The sequence below is a fragment of the Flavobacterium sp. genome, from assembly GCF_036515215.1.
In the GTDB taxonomy this organism is placed as follows: domain Bacteria; phylum Bacteroidota; class Bacteroidia; order Flavobacteriales; family Flavobacteriaceae; genus Flavobacterium.
Map to the genome: position 1 here is coordinate 1 of NZ_DATBVQ010000014.1, position 6587 is coordinate 6587.

The 6587-nt window shown below is 39.6% G+C and carries 7 protein-coding genes, 1 tRNA gene and 1 pseudogene; 4 read left to right on the forward strand and 5 right to left on the reverse strand.

Features of this window, described 5'->3' with window-relative positions; all coding sequences use genetic code 11:
* The first annotated feature begins 5 nt into the window (after nt 1–5).
* Nucleotides 6–137, forward strand: a complete 132-nt coding sequence (locus VIH09_RS01185; protein WP_414656133.1) for a hypothetical protein — start codon at nt 6–8, stop codon at nt 135–137.
* A gap of 13 nt (nt 138–150) precedes the next feature.
* Nucleotides 151–1419: an MFS transporter gene (locus VIH09_RS01190; protein ID WP_331577037.1), complete on the forward strand. Its 1269-nt coding sequence runs from the start codon at nt 151–153 to the stop codon at nt 1417–1419.
* Between the two features lie 60 nt (nt 1420–1479).
* On the opposite strand, the gene VIH09_RS01195 is transcribed toward VIH09_RS01190, so the two are convergent.
* From VIH09_RS01195 to VIH09_RS01205, 3 genes are all read right to left on the reverse strand, one after another.
* Nucleotides 1480–2232 carry a UDP-2,3-diacylglucosamine diphosphatase gene (locus VIH09_RS01195; RefSeq protein WP_331577039.1) on the reverse strand — a complete coding sequence of 251 codons (753 nt, stop codon included), beginning with the start codon at nt 2230–2232 and terminating at the stop codon, nt 1480–1482.
* 24 nt (nt 2233–2256) lie between these two features.
* On the reverse strand, nt 2257–2709 hold the full coding sequence (locus VIH09_RS01200; protein WP_331577041.1) for a 6-carboxytetrahydropterin synthase: 453 nt from the start codon (nt 2707–2709) through the stop codon (nt 2257–2259).
* Between the two features lie 210 nt (nt 2710–2919).
* A complete protein-coding gene (locus VIH09_RS01205; protein WP_331577043.1) occupies nt 2920–3687 on the reverse strand; it encodes an enoyl-CoA hydratase/isomerase family protein in 768 nt (255 codons plus the stop codon).
* A 114-nt stretch (nt 3688–3801) separates the two neighbouring features.
* Here VIH09_RS01205 and VIH09_RS01210 point away from each other — a divergent pair.
* Nucleotides 3802–3875: transfer RNA gene (locus VIH09_RS01210), tRNA-Ala, on the forward strand.
* An 82-nt stretch (nt 3876–3957) separates the two neighbouring features.
* Here the strand turns inward: VIH09_RS01210 and mtgA are convergent.
* A complete protein-coding gene (gene mtgA, locus VIH09_RS01215) occupies nt 3958–4725 on the reverse strand; it encodes a monofunctional biosynthetic peptidoglycan transglycosylase (RefSeq protein ID WP_331577045.1) in 768 nt (255 codons plus the stop codon).
* Nucleotides 4725–5837, reverse strand: coding sequence for an FAD-dependent oxidoreductase (locus tag VIH09_RS01220; RefSeq protein ID WP_331577047.1), 1113 nt, complete (start codon nt 5835–5837; stop codon nt 4725–4727). Before VIH09_RS01220 ends, mtgA begins: the two co-directional genes overlap by 1 nt.
* Nucleotides 5838–6029: 192 nt before the next feature.
* Here VIH09_RS01220 and VIH09_RS01225 point away from each other — a divergent pair.
* Nucleotides 6030–6587 (forward strand): annotated as a pseudogene (locus VIH09_RS01225) (S9 family peptidase); the annotation flags it as partial.

Here is a 6587-nt window from a genome sequence, read left to right on the forward strand (position 1 = left end):
CCGCAATAGGATTCGGACTGGGGGACAAGATGGATTTGACCACGAATCAAAAAACATTTCAAGCCGTGTACTGCATTGACGAAAATGAATGGAATGGAAAAATTTCCATCCAATTGAGATTAAAAAATATTAGATAATTAGCATCCATAAATGAAAAAGAAAGATCCGTACGCAGCTTTACGTTACAAAGAATTTAATACTTTTTTATTGGTACGATTTGCCATGGTTTTTGCCTGGTCCATGCAGTTTATCATTATTGAATGGCAGGTATATAGTATAACTAAAGATCCACTTTCACTAGGACTTATTGGCTTGATGGAGGTAATTCCTGCTGTATCCATGGCGTTGTTTGCCGGACACATAGTCGATCAAAAAGAAAAAAAGGGACTTTTATTGAAATGCATTTTAGCTTTCTCTGTAGTTAGTTTCGGACTTTTTCTGTTAACCTGGCCAGCGGTCGTTCAAGATTACGCTACAAAAACAATTTTATACTCTATTTATTTCTTGGTTTTTCTCGGCGGATTAGTCAGGGCTTTTTTGGGACCTACCATCTTTTCTTTTTTATCATTGTTGGTTCCGAAAAAAGTTTATCCTAATGCGTCTACATGGAGTAGTTCAGTTTGGCAGATAGCCTCAGTTATTGGCCCAGCTGCAGCAGGTTTTTCTATCACTTTAATTGGTGTGCATTGGTCTATGTGCACTGTATTTATATGTTCTGTATTTGCAATACTTGCTTTGTCTCAGATTGGAAAAAAGCCGATAATGAATCCAAAAATAGGAGAACCGGTTATGCAAAGTTTAACGGAAGGAATAAAGTTTGTATTCAATAACAAAACTGTTTTGGGGGCTATTACTCTAGACATGGTTGCCGTACTTTTTGGCGGAGCAGTGGCGCTATTACCTATTTTTGCTCAAGATATTCTTAAGGTGGGACCTGAAGGATTTGGTTTTTTAAGAGCAGCCCCTGCAATTGGAGCTTTCCTAACCATGCTAATCACAGCCTACGTTCCATTGAGTAAAAATGCCGGAATGAAATTATTAACAGCCATTTTTGCTTTTGGAATCTGTATTATTGTTTTTGGGCTTTCCACCATTTTTTGGGTCTCTCTTCTGGCATTGTTCCTAAGTGGTGTATTTGATGGCATTTCCGTGGTGATACGTCAAACCATCTTGCAACTTAAAACGCCTGACCACATGCGCGGTAGGGTTTCAGCTGTAAATTCAATGTTCGTGGGTTCTTCTAACGAATTGGGGGCTTTTGAAAGCGGGCTTACGGCCAAACTGATGGGAACGGTAACCGCAGTGGTTTTTGGAGGAAGCATGACGCTTTTCGTAGTATTGACAACCGGAATATTATCCCCTACATTCAGAAAACTGGACCTGACTAAAGATCTGGAAGAACACGAGAATCAGGAGTAATATAATAAAGATAGACAGTAGAAACTCAATCAGAGAATGACTAAGCTTCCTTTTTTTACTCTAGTATTTTTTGATTTCAAAGGATTCTCCGTCAAAAACACCATAAGTAAAATAGCTGATCCAGTCCCCAAGATTGACGTACTCGGAGTTTTCTCCTACAGTGACTTTCATAGGTAGATGACGGTGTCCAAAAACAAGGTAATTGTAATGTTTGGTTTCCAGTTTTCTTTTGGAATACAGAATCAACCATTCATTTTCCTCTCCTAGAAAGGTAACGTCTTCGTCTCCCGAAATCAATTTGTTTTTTACCGAAAGGTATTGTGCCAGCCTTACTCCAATGTCCGGATGAAGCCATCTAAAAAGCCATTTGGAGAATGGATTTGTGAATACTTTTTTCATGCGTTTGTACCCCATGTCACCTGGTCCTTTTCCGTCGCCGTGGCCAATCAGGAACGTTTTATCTCCAAAAGTATATTCTTGGTTATCGTGAAACACGGGAATGTTCAACTCTTTCTCGAAATAGTCTTCCATCCATAAATCGTGGTTCCCCACGAAAAAATAAATGGGAATTCCGCTGTCGCGTATTTCGGCGAGTTTGCCTAAAACTCTGACAAATCCCTTTGGGACTACTGATTTGTATTCGAACCAGAAATCGAACAGATCACCCAATAGAAAAATAGCTTCGGCATCTTCCTTTACTTCGTCAAGCCAAGCGACGAATTTTTTCTCTCTCGGAAGACTCTGTTCAGCCGTTGGCGCGCCAAAATGCTGATCGGAAGCGAAATATATTTTTTTGTTTTTGGATAATTGCATGAAGCTAAAGTATGGGTTTTGAATTTACAAATTGTCGCTGGCGAACCATTCGGCAAAAGAGGAATCTGTTTCTTGCAGTTTTAGCGAAAAAAGTGTAATCCCTTCAGGCAACCTTCCGATAATTCTTTTTGAAAAATCGACAACCATATTCTCGCTTGTGGGTTGGTAATCTACCAGAATCACATGGTGACCGCGATTTATCAATTCGTTCGCCAATTCAACGTGCGGCGTGGTTTCGTTAAAAACAGTCGCATGATCAAACTGATCGACGATTTCTTCCTTTACGATTTTTTTCAAGTCCGTAAAATCGATAACCATTCCAAATTTAACATCATTTCGGTTCTCGATAGGGCTCCCTATAACGGTCACCGACAATTTATAACTGTGCCCATGAACATTCTTACATTTCCCGTCATAGCCATATAAGGCGTGACCGGTTTCGAAACTAAATTTTTTTGTAATTCTGATATTGCTCATCGAGATATAATTTTGTCTGCAAATTTAGTAAATTGGCATGAGAAATGAATTGGAAATAACTTGTTTCCTGCTGACTCTGATTTTTAGCCCCGATAGCAGCAGCATCTCCCGATAAGAAAAACAAGGCTTTTTAGCCATAGTTTTTCTATATCGGGAATATAGCGGATAGCGGGAATAGCTACTAAATAAAATTGAACGCAAGCTTGCGAATTATTTTTTGAATTGAGCCAACGCATTTTTGCTGAAGTCAGACAGCACCAATTGTCCCGATACGGCCGCTCTTTCCAGCAAAAGGCTGTCCCAGTGATCCGTTCCTTCCCACATCACTCTTTTCATTTCTTCTAAGGCTTCTGGATTATAGGATGCGAGTTTGCTGGTGAAATGGGCCAAATCAATGTCCAGTTCCACTTGGTCTTGCAGCACTTTGGCATATAGTCCCTTTTGCTGGGCCCAATCAGTGTTTTTCCATTCATGGGCAGCCAAAGTCATTTCGGACATGGCGCTTTTCCCGATTTTACGACTCACAGCAGGCTCAATCACAAACGGGCCAATCCCTATGGCTAATTCTGAAAGTTTTATCGAACTATTTACTGTGGCAAAAGCGTAATCACAAGCAGCCGCAATACCGACCCCTCCACCCACTGCTTTCCCGTGGATGCGGCCAACAATTATTTTAGAACAGCTGCGCATGGCATTAATTAAATTAGCAAAACCAGAGAAAAATGTTGTCCCCTCCTCTTGGCTGGACACGGCCAAAAGCTCGTCAAAAGAAGCGCCCGCACAAAAAGCGCCTGTCCCTACACTTCGCAACACGATTACTGAAACTTCTTGATGACCGCTCAAAATGTTGAGTTCGGAGGTCAATGAATCCAATAATTGCCGCGGAAATGAATTGCTCGCGGGATGTCCGAATTCAACCGTAGCAATTTTATTTTTTATTGTTGTAGTGAGTGAGCCGTTCAGGTCTTGTGCTGCCATTTAAATTATTTTTATGTAAAGTTAAAAATATTAATAGGAAACGACACATTTTTGAAAAATTTGAAAGTTGTTTTTCAAAATATGTTTTTTTTACACTATATTTGCGGCACTTCTGGGGGATTAGCTCATTTGGCTAGAGTGCTTGCCTGGCAGGCAAGAGGTGACCGGTTCGAATCCGGTATTCTCCACAGAACAAAACCGTAAATACTTTTAAAAAAGTCTTTACGGTTTTTGTTTTTTGAATATTGCCGTGATAAAAAATCCCCGAAATTAATCCCTTTTTTTGTAATCAATTTTTCCAACGGTACGCATCACGCGCATAATTTTTGACTTCCGATTATTGATATACGAAGATGAACTTGTAGCAGTAAATTTTCTTGGGTTTGGCAAAATTGCAGCGATACCAGCCGCTTGTTGTGGCGTAAGATTGGCGGCATCTTTTCTGTACCAATGTTGGGCTGCAGCCTGTGCGCCATAAACACCATCACCCATTTCGATGCTGTTTAAATACACTTCCATAATGCGTTCCTTTCCCCAAATAAATTCTATTAGTACCGTAAAATAGGCTTCCAATCCTTTCCTTAGGTAGCTGCGTCCTTGCCAAAGAAATACGTTTTTTGCCGTTTGTTGCGAGATGGTGCTACCTCCCTTTATTCTTCGTCCGCGCTCGTTGTTTTTGTATGCCTTTTGCATCGCCGTAAAATCGAAACCGTTGTGCTTAAGGAAACTTCCGTCTTCACTTGCGATTACTGCTTTTTGCAAATTAACCGATATGTTTTCGATAGGCTCCCAGTCATGACTGCATACCATCTCTTTGCCCGCTGCCTTATTTTCGATCGCCCGAATCGCCATCAATGGCGTAAACGGCACGGGCACAAATTTATAAAGCAGCACGAAAAAAATGGATATCCCTAAAAACCATAAAAAAACCTTAAACAGGAAACGACTTAATTTACCCATAAAACTGTTTGATTCCTTTTTTACTGGTTTTTTTGATGATCTTGCTGCGGGTTTCTTTTTCGTAATTTTTGTCGCCATTATATTAAATCTGCTAATTCTGTTCCTATTAAACTTCCTATCGCCACTCCCATTCCTCCCAATCTCACTCCGCAATATACGTTTTCGGACAATTGGGAAACAATAGGGTTCTTGCTGTTCCCTATTCCCATTATTCCGCTCCAACGGTGAGCAATTTTGAAATCCTGATTGGGCAAAATTACTTCTTTTAATAACTGTTCCAATTTATTCTGCACGATTTCTGTCTGAGCGAACTCTGTGGTGGTTTCCGCATCAAAATCCAAATTCCTTCCGCCGCCTAATAATATTCTGTCGCCGATATTTCTGAAATAATAATAGCCCCGATCCAAATGGAAAGTTCCCCTGATGTCCAGATCTTTAATTGGCTCCGTAACCAAAACCTGTGCTCGTGCAGGTTTGACCGCTCCATCGGTCAATTCGTTTGCAAAACCATTTGTGGCAAACAAGACTTTTTTGGTCATGAAACTAAAATCATCCAACGCAATTTCCACCTCATTCCCCTTATCAACAAAAGAAGTCACCGTCTGCTGATTGAGAATCAATATGTTCTCAGAAACGGCTTGTTTCAAAAGAGCCTGCATCATATTCCCCGTATCGATTTGCGCTTCGAACGGATTAAAAACCAGATGCTCCCTGACCCCATTAAAACCAAAACGATCAATTTCTTTTGCAAATACATCCGTCCTAAAAAGAGGTTTCAGTATTTCATTTATGAATGGTAATTTGCTTACACATTCATTATAGCAACTGTCATCTTCGTTTAAAAACAACTCATAACCACCATATGGTTTAAAGTCGATTCTATCATCTCCGAGTCGTTTTCGCAATAATTGCAGTCCTTGCCAACGTTTCTGAACGAGACTAAAAACCTCTTCTTCCGAATGTGATTTTAGGTCATCAATTATTTCAGAAATACTTCCGAAGCACGCAAAACCTGCATTCTTAGTGCTGGCTCCATGGGGCAACATTCCTTTTTCTAAAACCAATATTTTACTGTCAGGGAATTTTTCGCGCAAGCGCAAAGCAGCGTGTAAGCCAACTATTCCGCTCCCTACAACAGTATAATCCACATTTGTAAACCAATTCTTTAATTCCCAATAACTAAGTTGCATGCTTTAATTTTTTATAAAAATAATATTTTTTTTGGAGCTTGTCCCGCTATCGACTACAAATAAATTAGCCGAATTAAAATCAAAAAAGAATCAAAGGACAAAAATCCGCACAGCACTTAAAACAATCTAAAAACACCAACCAACTGATTATATTTCTCTATTTTTATGATTCGAAAAACAATTTTATTAAAAATGAAAAAAATACTTCTTACAACCTTAACAATGATGAGTTTAAGCGCTATAGGTCAAAATGTAATGTCTCCCGAAACACTTTGGAAATTGGGTAGAGTAACGCCACTGGGCATCTCCAAAGACACTAAAAGTATCGTCTACAAAGTTACGATTCCTTCAATTGAAGAGAACAAATCCGATTCCAAATACTACTTCATGCCAGTTAGCGGCGGAACTCCGACGCAGGTTGAAGCCTATAAAGATTTGGTAAAAGACAAAAACATTTCTCCAGACGGAAAGTACATTGTCTATAATGAAGAGGCCAAGGTTAACAATGTTCTTGGAAAAGATTTTTATCCTAAACTGCAAAAATCAGAAGTCCAAATCTATGATGGTTTAGACTATCGTCATTGGGACAGCTGGAATGAAGGCAAATTCAATCACGTTTTTTACAAAGAAAATGTAGAAGGAGCTGTTGGGGTGGATATTCTTGGAGGAGCGGCTTTTGACAGTCCACAAAAACCTTTCGGTGGTGACGAAGATTACATTTGGTCTCCAGACAGTAAACACATTATATAC

Coding starts and splice junctions, on each gene's coding strand:
- VIH09_RS01190 (WP_331577037.1), top strand. CDS start 151: ATGAAAAAGAAAGATCCGTACGCAGCTTTACGTTACAAAGAATTTAAT.
- VIH09_RS01195 (WP_331577039.1), bottom strand. CDS start 2,232: ATGCAATTATCCAAAAACAAAAAAATATATTTCGCTTCCGATCAGCAT.
- VIH09_RS01200 (WP_331577041.1), bottom strand. CDS start 2,709: ATGAGCAATATCAGAATTACAAAAAAATTTAGTTTCGAAACCGGTCAC.
- VIH09_RS01205 (WP_331577043.1), bottom strand. CDS start 3,687: ATGGCAGCACAAGACCTGAACGGCTCACTCACTACAACAATAAAAAAT.
- mtgA (WP_331577045.1), bottom strand. CDS start 4,725: ATGGCGACAAAAATTACGAAAAAGAAACCCGCAGCAAGATCATCAAAA.
- VIH09_RS01220 (WP_331577047.1), bottom strand. CDS start 5,837: ATGCAACTTAGTTATTGGGAATTAAAGAATTGGTTTACAAATGTGGAT.